Source organism: Streptomyces humidus (assembly GCF_014649655.1).
GTDB classification, from domain to species: domain Bacteria; phylum Actinomycetota; class Actinomycetes; order Streptomycetales; family Streptomycetaceae; genus Streptomyces; species Streptomyces humidus.
Map to the genome: position 1 here is coordinate 37,663 of NZ_BMTL01000030.1, position 17,766 is coordinate 55,428.

15 protein-coding genes and 2 riboswitches are annotated in these 17,766 nt (G+C 70.0%); of the genes, 5 read left to right on the forward strand and 10 right to left on the reverse strand.

Going from position 1 to position 17,766, the window contains the following annotated elements:
* The first annotated feature begins 60 nt into the window (after positions 1–60).
* Complete coding sequence (locus tag IE239_RS30215; protein WP_190152609.1) at positions 61–1,296, forward strand: alpha/beta hydrolase; 1,236 nt, start codon at positions 61–63, stop codon at positions 1,294–1,296.
* On the opposite strand, the gene IE239_RS30220 is transcribed toward IE239_RS30215, so the two are convergent.
* The 10 genes from IE239_RS30220 to IE239_RS30265 form a co-directional block, all read right to left on the reverse strand.
* Positions 1,205–1,861 (reverse strand): trimeric intracellular cation channel family protein, encoded by a 657-nt coding sequence (locus tag IE239_RS30220; RefSeq protein WP_190152610.1) that lies wholly within the window; start codon positions 1,859–1,861, stop codon positions 1,205–1,207. The two genes, IE239_RS30215 and IE239_RS30220, sit on opposite strands and share 92 nt — an antisense overlap.
* 56 nt (positions 1,862–1,917) lie before the next feature.
* Positions 1,918–3,309 carry a M1 family metallopeptidase gene (locus IE239_RS30225; RefSeq protein ID WP_190152611.1) on the reverse strand — a complete coding sequence of 464 codons (1,392 nt, stop codon included), beginning with the start codon at positions 3,307–3,309 and terminating at the stop codon, positions 1,918–1,920.
* Positions 3,310–3,405: 96 nt separating this feature from the next.
* Complete coding sequence (locus tag IE239_RS30230) at positions 3,406–4,902, reverse strand: ABC transporter ATP-binding protein (protein ID WP_229878396.1); 1,497 nt, start codon at positions 4,900–4,902, stop codon at positions 3,406–3,408.
* A complete protein-coding gene (locus IE239_RS30235) occupies positions 4,899–5,996 on the reverse strand; it encodes an ABC transporter ATP-binding protein (RefSeq protein ID WP_190152612.1) in 1,098 nt (365 codons plus the stop codon). The genes IE239_RS30230 and IE239_RS30235 overlap by 4 nt, the downstream gene beginning before the upstream one ends.
* Positions 5,993–6,991 carry an ABC transporter permease gene (locus IE239_RS30240; RefSeq protein ID WP_190152613.1) on the reverse strand — a complete coding sequence of 333 codons (999 nt, stop codon included), beginning with the start codon at positions 6,989–6,991 and terminating at the stop codon, positions 5,993–5,995. The genes IE239_RS30235 and IE239_RS30240 overlap by 4 nt, the downstream gene beginning before the upstream one ends.
* A gap of 110 nt (positions 6,992–7,101) precedes the next feature.
* Positions 7,102–8,898 (reverse strand): ABC transporter substrate-binding protein, encoded by a 1,797-nt coding sequence (locus IE239_RS30245; protein ID WP_190152614.1) that lies wholly within the window; start codon positions 8,896–8,898, stop codon positions 7,102–7,104.
* A 119-nt stretch (positions 8,899–9,017) separates the two neighbouring features.
* Positions 9,018–10,025: an ABC transporter permease gene (locus IE239_RS30250; protein WP_190152615.1), complete on the reverse strand. Its 1,008-nt coding sequence runs from the start codon at positions 10,023–10,025 to the stop codon at positions 9,018–9,020.
* A 312-nt stretch (positions 10,026–10,337) separates the two neighbouring features.
* Positions 10,338–11,132, reverse strand: a complete 795-nt coding sequence (locus IE239_RS30255; protein ID WP_190152616.1) for an enhanced serine sensitivity protein SseB C-terminal domain-containing protein — start codon at positions 11,130–11,132, stop codon at positions 10,338–10,340.
* Between the two features lie 241 nt (positions 11,133–11,373).
* Complete coding sequence (locus tag IE239_RS30260) at positions 11,374–12,168, reverse strand: enhanced serine sensitivity protein SseB (RefSeq protein WP_190152617.1); 795 nt, start codon at positions 12,166–12,168, stop codon at positions 11,374–11,376.
* Between the two features lie 71 nt (positions 12,169–12,239).
* Positions 12,240–12,932: an AAA family ATPase gene (locus tag IE239_RS30265; RefSeq protein WP_190152672.1), complete on the reverse strand. Its 693-nt coding sequence runs from the start codon at positions 12,930–12,932 to the stop codon at positions 12,240–12,242.
* Between the two features lie 170 nt (positions 12,933–13,102).
* Positions 13,103–13,202: riboswitch (glycine riboswitch) on the forward strand.
* Positions 13,203–13,308: riboswitch (glycine riboswitch) on the forward strand. It begins immediately after the preceding riboswitch.
* Between the two features lie 68 nt (positions 13,309–13,376).
* Between IE239_RS30265 and gcvT the strand changes: the two genes are divergently transcribed.
* From gcvT to IE239_RS30285, 4 genes are all read left to right on the forward strand, one after another.
* On the forward strand, positions 13,377–14,504 hold the full coding sequence (gene gcvT / locus IE239_RS30270) for a glycine cleavage system aminomethyltransferase GcvT (protein WP_190152618.1): 1,128 nt from the start codon (positions 13,377–13,379) through the stop codon (positions 14,502–14,504).
* 178 nt (positions 14,505–14,682) lie between these two features.
* Positions 14,683–15,060, forward strand: coding sequence for a glycine cleavage system protein GcvH (gene gcvH / locus IE239_RS30275; RefSeq protein ID WP_190152619.1), 378 nt, complete (start codon positions 14,683–14,685; stop codon positions 15,058–15,060).
* A gap of 14 nt (positions 15,061–15,074) precedes the next feature.
* A complete protein-coding gene (glyA, locus tag IE239_RS30280) occupies positions 15,075–16,340 on the forward strand; it encodes a serine hydroxymethyltransferase (protein ID WP_229878397.1) in 1,266 nt (421 codons plus the stop codon).
* 56 nt (positions 16,341–16,396) lie between these two features.
* Complete coding sequence (locus IE239_RS30285) at positions 16,397–17,764, forward strand: L-serine ammonia-lyase (RefSeq protein ID WP_190152620.1); 1,368 nt, start codon at positions 16,397–16,399, stop codon at positions 17,762–17,764.
* Positions 17,765–17,766: the final 2 nt, after the last annotated feature.

Here is a 17,766-nt window from a genome sequence, read left to right on the forward strand (position 1 = left end):
CTTGGTAAGTGTCCGAACTTCGTCCGTAACCTCGACGCCTCGTTTTCCCTCTGCTAAGACATGAGCCTCACCGGGACTCCGTTCCTCTACACCCTGATCGCGCTGGCCGCAGTCGCCATCGTGCTGCCGCTGCTGCTGTGGTCGCGACTGCGCGGACCGCGGGTCCTGCGCGCCGCGGCCCGGATCATGATGCTGCTGTTCGCCCAGACCACGGCCGTGAGCCTGGTGTTCGTCCTGGTCAACAACGCCAACAACCTGTACGACACCTGGGACGACCTGCTGGGCACCGGCACTCATGTGCAGCAGGCCGCCGATCTGGGCCCCGACGGCACCGGCGGCATCGCGCTGAACCGGCTGCCGAAGGTCACACAGAAGTTCACCCAGGCCCAGGGCCCCGCGATGCACGCGGCCGGCGGGGTGCGCGTCACCCAGCTGCAGGGCCGGGTCTCCGGCGTGAACGCCGAGGTCTACGTCTGGCTGCCCCCGCAGTACAGCGAGCCGGCCTACAAGCACCGCGCCTTCCCCGTCATGGAACTGCTGCCGGGATACCCGGGCTCCGCGAAGTCCTGGTACGGGACGCTGCGCGTGCACGAGCAGCTCGCCCCGCTGATGCGCGAGGGCAAGGTCGCGCCGTTCATCCTGGTCGCCCCGCGGACCACCCTGCTGCCCGGCGTGGACACCGGCTGCGCCAACGTCGCCGGCACCGTCAACGCCGACAGCTGGATCAGCATCGACGTGCCGAAGATGGTCATGGACAACTTCCGGGCCCTGCCGGCGCCCAAGGGTTGGGCGGTGGCCGGGTACTCGGCGGGAGGCCACTGCGCGACGAAGCTCGCGGTGGCCCACCCCAACCGCTACCGGGCGGCGGTGAGCCTGTCCGGATACAACGACCCGGTGATCGAGCACAACTCCCTCGCCGCGCAGGACTCGGCACTGCGCCGGGCGAACAACCCGTACCTGCTGCTGCGCAAGGCCTCCGTCCCGCCGTCGGTGGCGCTGTACCTCTCGGGCCAGCCGCACGACGGATACGAGGCGGCCATGGCCCTGCGGCAGGAGGCGAAGGCGCCGACGACCGTGCACGTCGTGTACATCCCGTCCAACGCGGGCGGGCACACCATGGAGCTGTGGCGGCCGCAGGTGGTGCCGGCGTTCCGCTGGCTGACGACGCAGATGGGCCAGCGAGCGGTCGTCGACGGAAAGGGGGCTACTCCTCACGCACCGTCGACCGACGGTTCCAGGCGCGCGGAGCTCGCCAGTGGAAGCGCATCGCGAGCAACCGCAGGACGAAAGCGGTGACCGCGGCCGCGCCGCTGGCCAGTGGGGTGAGCACGTCGTAGCGGATGCACAGTGCCACCATGACGGCGCCGGCCATCGCCGGGACCGCATAGAGATCGCGGTCCCAGCGCAGCAACGAGGGCACCTCGTTGGCCAGCACGTCGCGCAGGACGCCGCCGCCGACGGCGGTCGCGATCCCCAGGGCCGCCGACGCGGTCAGGTTCAGCCCGTAGTCGTACGCCTTCGTCGTCCCCGTGACGCAGAACAGGCCGAGGCCCGCCGCGTCGAAGACGTTGACGCCCAGCTGGATGCGCTCCACCTGCGGATGCAGGAAGACGACCAGCAGGGCGGCGAGCAGCGGCGTGAGGAAGTACCCCAGGTCGGTGAAGGCGGCCGGGGGCACCGCCCCGATCACCAGGTCCCGGAACACGCCGCCGCCCAGCGCGGTGACCTCGGCGAGCATGGCGATGCCGAACACGTCGAAGTTCTTGCGGACGGCCAGCAGCGCGCCCGAGATGGCGAAGACGAAAATGCCGACCAGGTCGAGCGTGTGCTGGACGGAGGGGCTGAAGATTTGCTGAAGCACCCCTACATTCTCACCCAGCACAAACCCTTCGCCTTACATTGCAAGGCAGACCGACCTCACAGGGACGGTTTTCCCGGAGTGAAGAGCCAGGTCCTGAAGAGGTCGTCGAGCTGCCGCCCGGAGATCCTCTCGGCGAGGCGGACGAAGTCGTCGGTGTCCGCGTTGCCGTAGCGGTGCAGCTCGGTCCAGGCGGGGAGCAGCTTGAAGAAGGCCTTGTCGCCGATCCGCTCGCGGAGCACCTGAAGGGTCATCGCGCCGCGCTGGTAGACGGCGGAGGCGAACATGGTGTCGCGCTGGGGGTCGCCGACGACCGTCTGCCAGAACGCGTTGGCGGCGGGCCGGGAGTCGTAGCCGGCGAGGAAGGAGTCGTGCGCCGAGCGCGTGCCCCGGTGCTCGGCCCACAGCCACTGGGCGTAGGTGGCGAACCCCTCGTTGAGCCAGATGTCCTTCCAGTGGGCCACCGACACGGAGTCGCCGAACCACTGGTGAGCCAGCTCGTGCACGATCGTGGACTCGTTGCGGACGGCCGAGTAGGCCGGCTTGGACTGCACCTCCAGGGAGAAGCCGGCCTGGGGCATGTCGTCGACGATCGCGCCGGTCTCCTCGAAGGGATACGGGCCGAAGACCTGCGACCAGTAGTCGGTGGCCTCGGCGGTGACGCCGTACACGTCCACGTCGTTGCCGTTCGCGAGCACCGGGTCGATCGCGACGTAGATCGGGGTGCCGCCGGGCGTCGTCCCGGTCCGCACGTCGAACTTCCCGATGGTGGCGGTCGCGAGGTACGTCGCCATCGGCTTCGTCTCGCGCCAGTGGGTGTAGGTCGAGGCGCCCTTGTCGTACGTCGAGACCAGCCGGCCGTTGGACACCGCGGTCAGGCCGCGGGGCGCCTTGATGCGGATGTCGTAGGCGGCCTTGTCGGAGGGATGGTCGCTGGACGGGAACCAGGTGGAGGCCGCGTTGGGCTCGCAGGCCACGAACACGCCGTCGGCCGTCTTCATCCAGCCGTAGTCGGACCCGAAGACGATGGGGCCGCCGAGGGGTTCGGGGACGCCGCCGTAGGCGACGGTCACCTCGAAGGTCCGCCCCTTGCGGACCGCGCCGCGCGGGGTGATCCGGATCTCGTCGCCGGAGCGGGTGAACTTCGCCTTCCTGCCGTCCACCTCGACCCGGGAGACCTCGAGTTTCTGCAGGTCCAGATCGAAGGACGAGAGGTTCTGGGTGGCGCGGGCGGTGATCGTCGTGCGGCCGTCGAGGCGGTCGGTGCCGGGATCGTAGGCGAGGGCGAGGTCGTAGTGGCGGGCGTCGAAGCCGCCGTTGCCGAGCTGCGGGAAGTAGACGTCGCCGATTCCGTCGGCGCCCGGGGTGGGGGCGGAGGAAGCGGATATGACGAGGAAGGAGGCCGCCGCTGTCGCGAGGGCCCCCCAACGTGCCGAACGGGAGAGTGCCATGAGTCGTCCCTTCGAGCGCGTGCCGTGGTGCCGGACGCGGACGACTCTGCACTCTCCCGTTAAGGCATGTGCATGACTTTACTAACTCGTCATGCCCTACTTGCCGTTTGACTCCTGGCCTTCGGACCCGGCGGCGTCGGTGGCCTCGGCGGACGCTGCGGACTCTGCGGACTCTGCGGACTCACCCTTCGCGGCCTTGGCCGACTCGGCGGCCCCAGCTGCCTCGGCTGCCTCGGCGACCGCGGCCTCGGCGGCCTCGGCCTTCGCGGGCGTGACGGGCTCGACCGGCTCAGCGACCTCGACCTTCGCGGGCTCGGCCGGCTCGACCGCCTCGGCGGACTCGGCTGCCTCGTCGGCTTCGGCCTCGGCCTCGGTGGACGCGGTGGGCTCGGAAGCCGTCTCCGCCACCTCCGCCGCCAGTGCCGCCGACGTCTCCGCCGACTCCGCGAGCACCTCGTCGGCCACCAGCTCCGCCGCCTCCTTCGCGACGGTCAGCAGGACGGTGTCCTGCGGAGCCTGGTCCGCGAAGTTCTCCGGGTGGTGGCAGGCGACCTGCTGACCGGGCCGCAGCTCGATGAGGGGCGGCTCGGTGGTCTTGCAGACCTCCGTCGCCTTCCAGCACCGGGTGTGGAACCGGCAGCCGCTCGGCGGGGAGATCGGCGAGGGCACGTCGCCCTTGAGCAGGATCCGCTCGCTCTTGGCGTTCTTGCGCCGCGGGTCCGGGATCGGCACCGCCGACATCAGCGCCTTGGTGTACGGGTGCATCGGCGACTTGTAGAGCAGGTCGCGGTCGGCCAGCTCCACGATCTTGCCGAGGTACATCACCGCGATGCGGTCCGAGACGTGCCGGACGACCGAGAGGTCGTGCGCGATGATCACGTACGTGAGGCCGAGCTCCTGCTGGAGGTCGTCGAGCAGGTTGACGACCTGGGCCTGGATCGACACGTCCAGGGCCGAGACCGGCTCGTCGGCCACGACCAGCCTCGGGTTCAGCGCGAGCGCGCGGGCGATGCCGATGCGCTGGCGCTGACCGCCGGAGAACTCGTGCGGGTAGCGGTTGTAGTGCTCGGGGTTGAGCCCCACGACCGACAGCAGCCGCTGCACTTCCTTCTTGATGCCGCCCTCGGGCTCGACGCCCTGGAGCTTGAAGGGAGCGCCGACGATCGTGCCGATGGTGTGGCGCGGGTTCAGCGACGAGTACGGGTCCTGGAAGATCATCTGCACGTCGCGGCGCAGCGGACGCATGCCGCTCACCCCGAGGTGCGTGATGTCCTTGCCCTGGAACTCGATCTTGCCCGCGGTCGGTTCGAGCAGCCGGGTGATCAGCCGGCCCATCGTGGACTTGCCACAGCCGGACTCGCCCACCACGCCGAGCGTCTCGCCGGAGCGGACCTCGAAGTCGATGCCGTCGACCGCGTGCACCGCCCCGACCTGCCGCTGGAGCAGGCCCTTCTTGATGGGGAAGTGCTTCTGCAGCCCGGTCACCTTCAGCAGGACCTCGCCGGGGGCGGCGTCCTCGGTGAGGGTGGCGCCCTGCTCCGTCGGCCCGTCGGCCTGCGCGGGGATCTTCACCGCTTTCTCGTCGTCACTCACAGCTTCGGCGCAATCTCTTCGGTCCAGATACGCTCCCGCTGCTCCGCGCCCAGGTGGCAGGCGGCCCAGTGGCGGCTGCCGACCTCGGACAGCTCGGGCCGTACGGTGCGGGTGACGTTGTCCTTCGGGAGGTCCGCGTACGGGCAGCGCGGGTTGAACGCGCAGCCGGACGGGATGTTGATCAGCGAGGGAGGCGAGCCCTTGACCGGGATCAGACGCTCCTGCTGGTCGCGGTCCAGACGCGGCATCGAGCCGAGCAGACCCCAGGTGTAGGGGTGCCGGGGCTCGTAGAACACCTTGTCGGCCGGGCCCCGCTCGACGCAGCGGCCGCCGTACATCACCAGGATGTCGTCGGCGAGTTCCGCGACGACGCCCAGGTCGTGGGTGATGACGATGACCGCGGAGCCGAACTCCTTCTGCAGGTCGCGGATGAGGTCGAGGATCTGCGCCTGGACGGTCACGTCCAGGGCGGTCGTCGGCTCGTCGGCGATCAGCAGCTCGGGGTTGTTGACCAGCGACATCGCGATCATCGCGCGCTGGCGCATACCGCCGGAGAACTCGTGCGGGTAGCTGTCCACCCGCTTGTCCGGCTGCGGGATGCCCACCCGGTCGAGCATCTCGACCGCACGGCGCTTGGCGGTCTTCTTGTCGACGTCGTGGTGGATCCGGTACGCCTCCACGATCTGCTGGCCGATCGTGTAGTACGGGTGCAGCGCCGACAGCGGATCCTGGAAGATCATCGCCATCTCGCGACCGCGCAGCTTGCGCACGTGGTCGGGGTCGGCGGACAGCAGCTCGGTGCCGTCCAGCCAGATCTCGCCGGAGATCTGCGCCTTGCGCTTGCCGTACTGGCCGGCGGTGTGCAGGCCCATGATGCCCAGCGAGGTCACCGACTTGCCGGAGCCGGACTCGCCCACGATGCCGAGGGTCTTGCCCTTCTCCAGCTGGAAGCTGAGCCCGTCGACGGACTTGACCAGACCGTCGTCGGTGGGGAAGTGGACCTTGAGGTCGCGCACCTCGAGGAAGGCGGTCGGCGCGGGCGAGGCGGGGGTGGGCTCGCCCACGGCCGCTCCGCTCTTGCTCAGTTCGGTCATGCGAGCCTCACTCGGGGGTCGATCACGGCGTACAGGATGTCCACCACGAGGTTGGCGACGAGCACCGCGAGGGAAGTGATCAGGGTGACGCCCAGGATGACGGGCAGGTCCTGGTTCTTGATGGCGTTGAGAACCGCCTGGCCGAGACCGGGGAGGCTGAACGCCGTCTCGGTCAGGATCGCACCGCCGATGAGGGCGCCCAGGTCCATGCCGAGCATGGTCAGCAGCGGAGTCATCGTGGAGCGCATGGCGTGCTTGCCGATGACGGTCTGCTCCTTGAGGCCCTTGGCGCGGGCCGTGCGGATGTAGTCCTCACCGAGGATCTCGAGCATGGTGGCCCGGGTGATGCGGGCGTACATCGCCGCGTACAGGAACGCCAGGGTGACCCAGGGCAGGATCATGCCGCCGAACCAGCCGCTGAAGCTGTCCTCCAGGGGTACGAACTGCCCGTCGAACAGGTCGAGTCCGTACACGAAGACCGACAGGGCGAGCATGCCGGTGAAGTAGATGGGCAGGGAGACACCCGAGAGCGCGATGACCATCGCGCCGCGGTCCCACAGGCTGCCCCGCTTGAGCGCGGAGAGCACGCCCGCCGAGACACCGAAGATCAGCCACAGCACGGCGGCGCCGAGCGCGAGCGCCAGGGTCACCGGGAAGCGGTCCGTCAGCGTCGGCCAGACGGCCTGCTCGCTGCGGAAGGAGTAGCCGAAGCACGGAGCGGCGCAGTGGATGGAGTCGCCACCGCCCGTGTAGGTGCGACCGGCGAAGATGCCCTTGAAGAACTCCCAGACCTGGGCGTAGATCGGGTCGCCCAGGCCCAGCTTCTCGCGCACACCCTCGACGGCGGCAGGGTCGGCCTGCTTGCCCACGAAGCTCAAGGCGATGTCTACGCCAGCCCACTTGGGGATGAGGAAGAAGATGCCGAAGACCACCATGACGATGACCACGAGCATCACTGCGGCGGCGAACAGCCGCCTGATGAGGTAAGCGAGCACAGCTCTCGGCCCGCCGCGGACCGCGGGCCACCGGATTGTGTCCAGTGACCCGCGGATCCGCCGCGCCGGCCTTCACCTGCCTTTCGTGCCGTTCGGCGGGTGTGCCGGGACTACTTCTTCGGGTTCTTCAGACCGAGGTTCACGAAGTCGTACTGACCGCTGTAACCGTCGGTGGTGTAGACGTTCGCCAGGTTGTCCGAGCGCCAGTTGATGAACCGCTCGAAGACGAAGGGCAGGTAGTACGCGCCCTCCATCACCTTGTGGTTGATCTCCGTGGCGATCTTGGTCTTGCCGGCGTCGTCCAGCGTGGTGACGTACGACGAGAACAGACCGTCGATCGTCTTGTCGTTGATGAGCGCGTAGTTGTTGTTACCGCTCTGCGCGATGTACTTGCTGTTCCACAGCGGCAGACCGAAGCCCTGGACGGACGGGAAGTCCGGACCCCAGCCCATGATGATGATGCCGTAGCCCTTCGTCTTCACGTTCGAGGGGCTGCCGATGATGCCGGCGGTCTGCGAGCCGTCGTACTGGTCGATCTCGGCGGTGATGCCGATCTTCTTCAGCGACGCCTGGAGGGACTGGGCGGTGGCCACCTCGACCGGCTTGTTGTTACGCACCGCGATGGTGGTCTTGAAGCCGTTCGGCTGACCGCAGGCCTTCAGGGCCGCCTTGGCATCGGCCACGTTGCCGTTCTTGTTGTCACCGGCGAGCTTGTACGGGTCGTACTTCTGGCCCTCGGCGCCCGGGACGGACGGCGGGAGCATGTTGGTGCCGATGTCGCCACCGGCCACCGGGCCGCCGCGGGCGGTCTGCAGCGACACGTGGTCGGCGCCGAGGATGACGGCCTTGCGGCACTCGACGTTGTCGAACGGCTTCACGCTCTGCGGGAAGACCGCGTAACGGACGTAGCCGGAGACCGGGTTGTCCAGGTTGGCCTTGTGCTGCTTCAGGGCGGTGGTGCGGCCCTGCGGCGACATGCCGGTCTGGTTCAGGTCGAGGTCCAGGTCACCGTTGAGCAGACGCTGGTCGAGCTGGTTGGCGTCCGAGAAGAACTTGATGGTGATCTCGTCCGGGTAGGCCTTGCGGAGCGGGTCCGAGGCCTGCTTCCAGGAGGTGTTGCGGACCAGCTTGAGGTCCTTGCCCGGGGAGTACGAGGCGAACTTGTACGGGCCCGAGGAGAACGGCTTCAGGCCGTACTTGGCCTTGGTGTCCATGTCCTGGCGGACCGGCGACGCCGACACCAGGGCCAGCATCTCCTCGAAGTCCGAGTTGGCCTGCGGCAGGTGGAAGACGATGGTCTTGTCGTCGGGCGTGTCGATCGCCTTCAGACCCAGCTTGTCCGCCGACGTGTCCTTGTACGGGCCCTTGTACTCGCCCTTGGGGTCGAGCACGTCCTTCAGGTACGTCGGGCCGCCGGACAGCACGTCCTGCGCCCACACGCGCTCGATGCCGTACTTCACGTCCTTGGACGTGATCGGCTTGCCGTCCTCCCACGTGACGCCGTCACGCAGGGTGTACGTGTAGGTCTTGCCGTCGTCCGTGACCTTCGCGGTCGCGGTGGCGAGGTCCGGAGTGATCTCGGCGCCCGCGGCGCCCGGCTCGGCCTTGTTGGTGACGAGCTGGCGGCTGTAGTAGCGCGCGAAGTTCCACATCATGCCGTAGTAGCCACGCGTGGTGTCCCACGAGTCGGCGTCCTGCGCGGCACCGAACTTCAGCGTGCCGCCCTTCTTGGCGGCGGAGGCCTGGGCGACCTTGTTGTTCGCGGCGTCGAAGCCGGCGGCGCCGGAGCTCGAGCCCTTGTCGTCGTCTCCGCCACCGCCGCACGCCGCCGTGGTCAGCAGCGCGGCGACCGCGACGGCAGCGGCGAGCGCCTGCTTCCGCCGCCCTGAGGTGCGTTGGGTAGTCACGATCTCGGATCCTCCGGATAGATGAGAGATATCCCGTGCAATGGCCACGGGACGGTTGGGGTGCCGTGTTCTCGGCGGTTCTGCGGCTCGCTGTGGTCGCGGATCCCCTGCGGGGCGGATCAGCGCGAGGCCTTGGGGTCGAGCGCGTCCCGGATGCCGTCACCGAAGAGGTTGAACGCCAGGACGGTGATGAAGATCGCCACACCGGGGACCACCATGTACATGGGGTCGGACTCGTAGTAGTCGATCGCGCTCGAGAGCATCTGCCCCCACGAGGCGGTGGGCGGCTTGACCCCGACGCCCAGGAAGCTGAGCGCCGCCTCGGTGAGGATGTTGGTGGGGATCATCATCGTCGTGTACACGACGATCGGGGCGACCAGGTTGGGGAGCAGTTCCTTGAACAGGATGTACAGCCGCCCCGCGCCCAGCGATCGGGCGGCCTCGACGTACTCGCGCTCGCGCAGCGAGAGCGTCTGGCCGCGCACCACACGTCCGATGTAGGGCCAGCCGAAGAAGCCGATGACCAGGATCATCACGAACACGCGCACGTTCGACCCGGTCAGGCCGAGCATGTCGTTCGGCATGACGGAGACCAGCGCGATGATGAACAGCAGCTGCGGGAACGCGAGCAGACCGTCCATCACCCGGCTGATCAGGGAGTCGACCCAGCCGCCGAAGAAGCCGGCGAGGATGCCCAGCACCGTTCCGAGGATCACGGCCACCACGGCCGACAGGAAGCCGACCAGCAGGGAGATCCGGGCCCCGTAGAGGACGCGGGCGAGGATGTCGCGGCCGTTGACCGGCTCGACGCCGAGCAGGTGGTCGCCGCTGACGCCGCCCAACGAGCCCGTGGGCGTACCGAAGAGCGGGTCGATGAGGTTCTCGTGGTACTCGTTCGGGTCCTGCCCGAGGAGGCTCGTGATGACGGGCGCGAGCAGCGCGACCACCACGAGGAGGAGTACGACGATTCCGCCCGTGAGGGCGAGCTTGTCCCGCTTGAGGCGCTCCCAGGCGATCCGGCCCAGGGAACGGCCCTGAACGGCCTTGGCGCCGCTGGTGGCGACCGACGCTTCCTCGGCCGCGCTCGGGGCCGCTTCCGCGGTCGGCTCGTGCAATGGTGCCGTCATCTGGCAGGGACCCCTCTCAACCGGCGGTAGCCGGCCCGCACTTGCCGCTGTAGCGGCGTGATCAGTCCGTAATACGCAGGGGATAAGTCCCCTGACGCCGGAGTCTTCAACGGTTTGGCGATCTGTAGCCAGACTTGGCAGTGAATGGATGCGTAAACGTGATGCGGGTAGAGGGGTTCCGTTATCCGGACGGCGGGTAACGCCCCCCGGACGGGTACTTATCAGGACACATTGGGCGCGTCCGTCATTTATCGCCGCTATCTACGCGCGAAGAAGTCCGACTCCTGCCGCGGGGCAGGAACGGCGAACGGGTCAGTAGCGTCCGGTGGGCGGATAGCCGTAGCCGCCCACGGGAGCCTGCGCGGGCGCGGCGGCGTGCGCCTCGCGGTCGTAGAACGGCCTCGCGTTGGCGCGCATCCACATCACGACGGGGTCGTACTCGTCGGTCATGGCGACCGTCGAGACCGGCAGCCCGTCCGGCACCGCGCCGATGGACTGCTGCATCATCGCCCGGACGGCGTCCACGGCCGGCGGGGAGGTCTCGTAGACGTCCAGCCCGAGGGCCAGATAGGGCGCGCCCAGCGCCGGCTGCACCCAGGCCCGGCGCAGTGCGCGGACCACCGGCGTGCGGTGGGCGTTCTGCGCGAGCAGGGCGTAGAACTGCGGGATCTCGATGCCGGGCTCGGACAGCCGCAGCGGGCCCGCGGGCTGACGTTCCAGGCCGGTGGCGATGCGGCGCAGATCCAGCCAGGGAATGCCGATGCCGCCGCCGGGCGCGTGCGGGTTCAGCCAGAGGCCGTAGTGGTCGGGGTAGAGCGTCCGGGCCGCGTCGAGCCCGTCGATCACCTCGTACGATCTGTTCCAGCCGCTGGCGCTGAGCTCCTGGGCGGACGTCACGCACGGCGCGTAGCCGTGGCCGTCGACCTCCATGTTCCCGTACTGGGCGTCCGGGGAGCCGGCCTGGCCGTGCCACAGCAGCATCCAGACCTGGCCGGAGGACGGGGTCGCGAGCGCGCGCAGGAGGGCCTCGTAGGCGTCGTAGCGCCCGGGCGTGACCTGGCGCAGCATGTGCTCGACCTGACCGGTCGCGATGCCGCTGGCGCTCACCTGTACCGCCCTTCTTCTGTGTTGCCCCGCGTCGGAGTCCAGCTTAAGCGTCCAAGGGGCCGTGGGACGTGGCGCGTCGGCGGGTGCTGTCCGTTCGTGACCGGGCGCCCCCGCCGCCGGGCCGCCGGCGGACGCGGTCCCGCCGCCCTGCGGGGCCGCCGCCTCCGGCGCCGCCGCAACGCGGGATCGCCGCCCCTCGCCGGACCGGCCGCCGCCCTCGCGGGTGCGCTGCGCCGGTGCGCTAGGGAAGCCGCGTGTAGAAGGGGCGCACCCGCTCCCGCATCCACTCCCCCACCGGGTCCTGGGCCACGTCCAGCAGCACCAGGTTGACCGGCCAGGGCGAGGACGTGCCGCCCAGCGCCCTGCCCAGGGCCTCCAGTGGGAGGGCACGCAGGTCGCCCTCCCACTGGGAGAGTTCCACGCCGACGAACATCACCGGGTCCGCCGTCTCGATCGCGGCGAGGCAGCGGCGGGCCGTGCGGACCACGCCGACCGCCTCGAACTCCGCGGAGGCCGCGGCCAGGAAGTCGACGGGGTCGTCCTGCCAGTCGGGCTCGTAGAGACGGACCCGGCCGCCGGCCGCCGGTCCGTCCAGCGCGGTACGGCCCGCCCGGCACAGCTCGGCCACGGCGGGCGGCGGCAGCGGGACGCCGACCACGCCGTCGGGGTTGACCAGGATGCCGGCCTGCGGGGGCAGCCCCCGGGCGAACTCCACGGCCGGCGCGACCGTGAACGACATGTGCGCGCCGACGACCTGGCGGAGCTGCTCCTCCGAGCTGAAGACCGGCACGTACACCTGGCCGTCGAGCTCCAGCGTGGGCAGGTCGAGGGGGCCGCTGTGCGGTCCGCCGCCGCCGGGCAGCGGCACCCAGACGAAGCTGCGTCCGAGCACCTCCACGATCCGGCCGCCGGCTTCCGGCATGCCGAGGGAGACGGAGAGCACCTCCTCCAGCTCGTTGCCGGGCCATCCGCCGTGCGAATGGGAGTGCGCCTGCGCCGGGAAATCCGTCGGGAAGTCCGCCGGGGGGAAGTCCATCTGCCTACCGCCTGCTGAGAACCGCTCACGCTGATGTGGCTGAAAGGCTAGCGGGTGCCGAGGGGGTCGGTTCAGCCCGTGAAGCCGATTCGGCGCAGGACGTCCGCCGCGGGCCGGTCGAGGAGGACCGCCGAACCGCACCCCTCGGGCAGCCGCCCCCTCTCCACCGAGCACAGCAGCCGGGCCGCCGCGCGGCGATGCCGCAGGAAGGCGTAGCGCGAGACGCCCCGGCCGCGCTCGCGCTGGCCCTCGAGCGCCGTGTCCGCGCCGACGTCGAGGAGGAGCAGGTGAAGCGCGCCGCCCCGGCGGCGGGCCGCACGGGCCAGCCAGTCGCGGACCCAGGCCTGCGTGCCGCAGTCGTGCACGACGACGCCCTCGCCGCCGCGCAGGGCGCGGCGCAGTCCGGCGTAGTGGGAGAGCCGCACCAGGGGGCGGTAGAGGGCGTAGGGCAGGAAGCGGGGCATGCGGGCGTCCCAGCGGTCGCGGGTGTCCTGGGAATCGATGCGGACGCCGCCCACGGTCCGCCGCATCAGCGTGGACTTGCCGCTGCCGGGCAGGCCGGTCACCACGACCAGGTCACGGGGTCCGAAGAGCAGGCCGTGCGGGCTGCGGCCGGCCCGTTCACGCAGGTCGCGGACGACGGGGGCGGGCTGCGCGCCGTGTGCCTCCCGGGCCCGGGGGCCGGGCTGGGCGGGCAGCGCGACTCCCGCACCGGTCGCGAACGCCGTGGCCCTCGCCGTGCTCGTCGTCCTGTTCACCGTGATCGTCCTCCCCTGGGGTCAGATGTCCTCATCCCCGTCGAGCGTAAAGAGAAGGTAATGCGCGCTGCCTCGCGTTTTCGTGCGCGTACCGACACAAGCCGGTTACAGATGCGGCCTGCCGCGATCGGGGCGGGCCGTGCGATGATGGCCGCGCCAACTGCATACCGGCCGTTTGAATCCGCGCGGGAGAGTCCTCAGCAGCAGCTTCGCTGGGGCGCCGAAGGAGCAAGTCCCTCCCTTGAATCTCTCAGGCCCCGTTACCGCGCGGGCGAGGCACATCTGAAAAGCGGGTCGCCCCCGGGCGGCTCCACCCACGGTGCAAGCCACGATCTTCGCGATCATGGCGAACCTCTCAGGTTCCGATGACAGATGGGGAGGAACGACCTCGCCATCCCCACGCCCGGATCCGCTCGCGGCGGGGGACCCCATCGCCTTGGGAGACGACCGATGAGCAGTACCGAATCCACGGCCGTGCGCCGCACCGCGCTCGATGCCCTGCATCGTTCGCTCGGCGCGACGATGACCGACTTCGCCGGCTGGGACATGCCCCTGCGCTACGGCTCCGAGCGCGACGAGCACACCGCCGTCCGCACGCGGGCCGGGCTCTTCGACCTCTCGCACATGGGCGAGATCACGGTGAGCGGCCCGCAGGCGGCCGCCCTGCTGAACTTCGCGCTGGTCGGCGACCTCGCGGCCGTGGGCGTGGGCCGCGCCCGCTACACCATGATCTGCCGGGCCGACGGCGGCATCCTCGACGACCTGATCGTCTACCGGCTCGCCGAGACCGAGTACATGGTCGTCGCCAACGCCTCCAACGCCCAGGTCGTGCTCGACGCGCTCGTGGAACGCTCCGCGGGCTTCGACGCCGAGGTCCGCGACGACCGGGACGCCTACGCGCTGATCGCCGTCCAGGGCCCACAGTCCTCCGGCATCCTGAAGTCGCTCACCGACGCCGACCTCGACGGCCTGAAGTACTACGCCGGCCTGCCCGGCGCCGTCGCCGGCGTCCCCGCGCTCATCGCGCGCACCGGCTACACCGGCGAGGACGGCTTCGAGCTGTTCGTGAAGCCGGAGCACGCCGTCGAGCTGTGGCAGGCGCTGACCGAGGCAGGCGAAGGCGCCGGCCTGGTCCCCTGCGGGCTGTCCTGCCGGGACACGCTGCGCCTGGAGGCGGGCATGCCGCTGTACGGGCACGAGCTGAGCACCTCCCTCACCCCGTTCGACGCCGGGCTCGGCCGGGTGGTGAAGTTCCAGAAGGAGGGCGACTTCGTGGGCCGCGAGGCGCTCGCCGCGGCCGCCGGCCGCGCCGAGGAGAAGCCGCCGCGCGTCCTGGTCGGCCTGGTCGCCGAGGGACGCCGCGTCCCGCGCGCCGGGTACGCGGTCGTCGCCGGCGGCGAGGTGATCGGCGAGGTCACCTCCGGCGCCCCCTCCCCGACCCTCGGCAGGCCGATCGCGATGGCGTACGTCGACGCGGCCCACGCGGCGCCCGGAACCCGGGGCGTCGGCGTGGACATCCGCGGCGCGCACGAGCCGTACGAGGTCGTGGCGCTGCCGTTCTACCGGCGCGAGAAGTAGACACCGGGCGCGTCACCGCGCCCCGTGCGTGAGACTGCGACGCGTGAGACCACGATGCGTGCGGTCCGCGACGCGTGAGACCACGACGCGTGAGACCGCGCACATTCTGGCTGCTCACGCACGCCTTCAGTCGTCCCCCCTTCATCAGCACTCCCCCGCGTACAGGAGAATTCAGGCCATGAGCAACCCCCAGCAGCTGCGCTACAGCAAGGAGCACGAGTGGCTGTCGGTCGCCGAGGACGGCGTCTCGACGGTCGGCATCACGGAGCACGCGGCCAACGCGCTCGGCGACGTGGTCTTCGTCCAGCTCCCGGAGGTCGGCGACACGGTGACCGCGGGCGAGTCCTGCGGCGAACTGGAGTCCACGAAGTCGGTCAGCGAGCTGTACGCCCCGGTCACCGGTGAGATCACCGAGGTCAACCAGGACGTCGTCGACGACCCGTCGCTGGTGAACTCCGCCCCCTTCGAGGGCGGATGGCTGTTCAAGGTACGCGTCACGGACGAGCCGGGCGACCTGCTCTCCGCCGACGAGTACACCGCCTACACCGTCGGCTGAGGAGTCGTAGACGCATGTCCGTCCTGAACACGCCCCTGCACGAGCTCGACCCGGAGATCGCCGCCGCGGTCGACGCCGAGCTGAACCGCCAGCAGTCCACGCTCGAGATGATCGCCTCGGAGAACTTCGCTCCGCTCGCGGTCATGGAGGCGCAGGGCTCGGTCCTGACCAACAAGTACGCCGAGGGCTACCCGGGCCGTCGCTACTACGGCGGCTGCGAGCACGTCGACGTCGCCGAGCAGATCGCGATCGACCGGATCAAGGACCTGTTCGGCGCCGAGTACGCCAACGTGCAGCCGCACTCCGGCGCGTCCGCGAACCAGGCGGCTCTGTTCGCCCTCGCCCAGCCGGGGGACACCATCCTCGGCCTGGACCTGGCGCACGGCGGCCACCTGACCCACGGGATGCGGCTGAACTTCTCCGGCAAGCAGTTCGACGTGGTCGCCTACCACGTGGACTCCGCGACCGGACTGGTCGACATGGCCGAGGTCGAGAGGCTCGCCAAGGAGCACCGCCCGAAGGTGATCATCGCGGGCTGGTCGGCGTACCCGAGGCAGCTGGACTTCGCCGAGTTCCGCCGGATCGCCGACGAGGCCGAGGCCTACCTGTGGGTGGACATGGCCCACTTCGCCGGCCTGGTCGCGGCGGGTCTGCACCCGAACCCGGTCGAGTACGCCGACGTCGTCACCTCCACCACCCACAAGACGCTGGGCGGCCCGCGGGGCGGTGTCATCCTCGCGAAGAAGGAGTTCGCGAAGAAGCTGAACTCGTCCGTCTTCCCGGGCTTCCAGGGCGGCCCCCTGGAGCACGTGATCGCCGCCAAGGCGGTCTCCTTCAAGGTCGCGGCCTCGGAGGACTTCAAGGAGCGCCAGCGCCGTACGGTGGACGGCGCGCGGATCCTCGCCGAGCGGCTGACAGCCGACGACACGCGCGAGGCGGGCGTGAACGTCCTGTCCGGCGGCACGGACGTCCATCTGATCCTGGTCGACCTGCGTGAGTCGGAGCTCGACGGGCAGCAGGCCGAGGACCGTCTCCACGAGGTCGGCATCACGGTCAACCGCAACGCGGTCCCGAACGACCCGCGCCCGCCGATGGTGACGTCGGGCCTCAGGATCGGCACGCCCGCCCTGGCCACCCGCGGCTTCACGGCCGAGGACTTCGCCGAGGTCGCGGACGTCATCGCCGAGACCCTGAAGCCGTCGTACGACGTCGAGTCGCTGAAGGCCCGGGTCAAGGCCCTGGCCGACAAGCACCCGCTGTACCCCGGCCTGAACAAGTAGTTCCACGGTGGGGGCGCCCGACGACGTGCGCCCCCACCCTTTCCGAAGGAGTTCTCGTGGCCATCTCGGTCTTCGACCTGTTCTCGATCGGCATCGGCCCGTCCAGCTCCCACACGGTCGGCCCGATGCGCGCGGCGCGGATGTTCGCCCGGCGCCTGCGCAAGGAAGGCCTGCTGGAGTCCACCGCGTCGGTCCGCTGCGAGCTGTACGGCTCGCTGGGCGCGACCGGCCACGGCCACGGCACCCCCAAGGCGGTCCTGCTCGGCCTGGAGGGCGCCTCCCCCCGCACCGTGGACGTCGCGGGGGCGGACGGCCGGGTGGAGCAGATCAAGGAGTCCTCGCGGCTGCGGCTCCTGGACTGCCATGAGATCCCGTTCTCCTTCGACGACGACCTGGTGCTGCACCGGCGCAAGGCCCTGCCCTACCACGCCAACGGCATGACGGTGTGGGCCCACGACGCCTCGGGCGCGGAACTGCTGTCCAAGACCTACTACTCGGTCGGCGGCGGCTTCGTCGTGGACGAGGACGCGGTCGGCGAGGACCGCATCAAGCTCGACGACACGGTGCTGAAGTACCCCTTCCGGACGGGCGACGAGCTGCTGCGCCTGACCGAGGAGACCGGCCTGTCGATCTCCTCGCTGATGCTGGAGAACGAGCGCGCCTGGCGCACGGAGGACGAGATCCGCGCCGGACTGCTGGAGATCTGGCGGGTGATGCAGTCCTGTGTGTCCCGCGGCATGTCCCAGGAGGGCATCCTGCCCGGCGGTCTGCGGGTGCGCCGCCGCGCCGCCATGACGGCCCGTCAACTGCGGGCGGAGGGCGATGCGTTGGCCCACTCCATGGAGTGGATCACGCTGTACGCGATGGCGGTCAACGAGGAGAACGCGGCCGGTGGCCGGGTGGTGACGGCCCCCACGAACGGCGCGGCCGGGATCATCCCGGCGGTCCTGCACTACTACATGAACTTCGTTCCCGGCGCGGACGAGGACGGCGTGGTCCGCTTCCTCCTCGCGGCCGGCGCCATCGGCATGCTCTTCAAGGAGAACGCCTCCATCTCCGGTGCCGAGGTCGGCTGCCAGGGCGAGGTCGGATCGGCCTGCTCGATGGCGGCGGGCGCCCTGGCCGAGGTCCTCGGCGGCTCCCCGGAGCAGGTCGAGAACGCGGCCGAGATCGGCATGGAGCACAACCTCGGCCTGACCTGCGACCCGGTGGGCGGTCTGGTCCAGATCCCCTGCATCGAGCGCAACGGCATGGCCGCGGTGAAGGCGGTCACGGCGGCCCGCATGGCGATGCGCGGCGACGGCTCGCACAAAGTGTCCCTGGACAAGGTCATCAAGACGATGAAGGACACGGGCGCCGACATGAGCGTCAAGTACAAGGAGACGGCGCGGGGCGGGCTCGCGGTGAACATCATCGAGTGCTAGGG

Excerpts from the sequence above, each read along its gene's own strand:
- IE239_RS30235 (WP_190152612.1), bottom strand. The coding sequence starts at position 5,996 with ATGACCGAACTGAGCAAGAGCGGAGCGGCCGTGGGCGAGCCCACCCCC.
- IE239_RS30250 (WP_190152615.1), bottom strand. The coding sequence starts at position 10,025 with ATGACGGCACCATTGCACGAGCCGACCGCGGAAGCGGCCCCGAGCGCG.
- IE239_RS30260 (WP_190152617.1), bottom strand. The coding sequence starts at position 12,168 with ATGGACTTCCCCCCGGCGGACTTCCCGACGGATTTCCCGGCGCAGGCG.
- gcvH (WP_190152619.1), top strand. The coding sequence starts at position 14,683 with ATGAGCAACCCCCAGCAGCTGCGCTACAGCAAGGAGCACGAGTGGCTG.
- IE239_RS30215 (WP_190152609.1), top strand. The coding sequence starts at position 61 with ATGAGCCTCACCGGGACTCCGTTCCTCTACACCCTGATCGCGCTGGCC.
- glyA (WP_229878397.1), top strand. The coding sequence starts at position 15,075 with ATGTCCGTCCTGAACACGCCCCTGCACGAGCTCGACCCGGAGATCGCC.
- gcvT (WP_190152618.1), top strand. The coding sequence starts at position 13,377 with ATGAGCAGTACCGAATCCACGGCCGTGCGCCGCACCGCGCTCGATGCC.
- IE239_RS30225 (WP_190152611.1), bottom strand. The coding sequence starts at position 3,309 with ATGGCACTCTCCCGTTCGGCACGTTGGGGGGCCCTCGCGACAGCGGCG.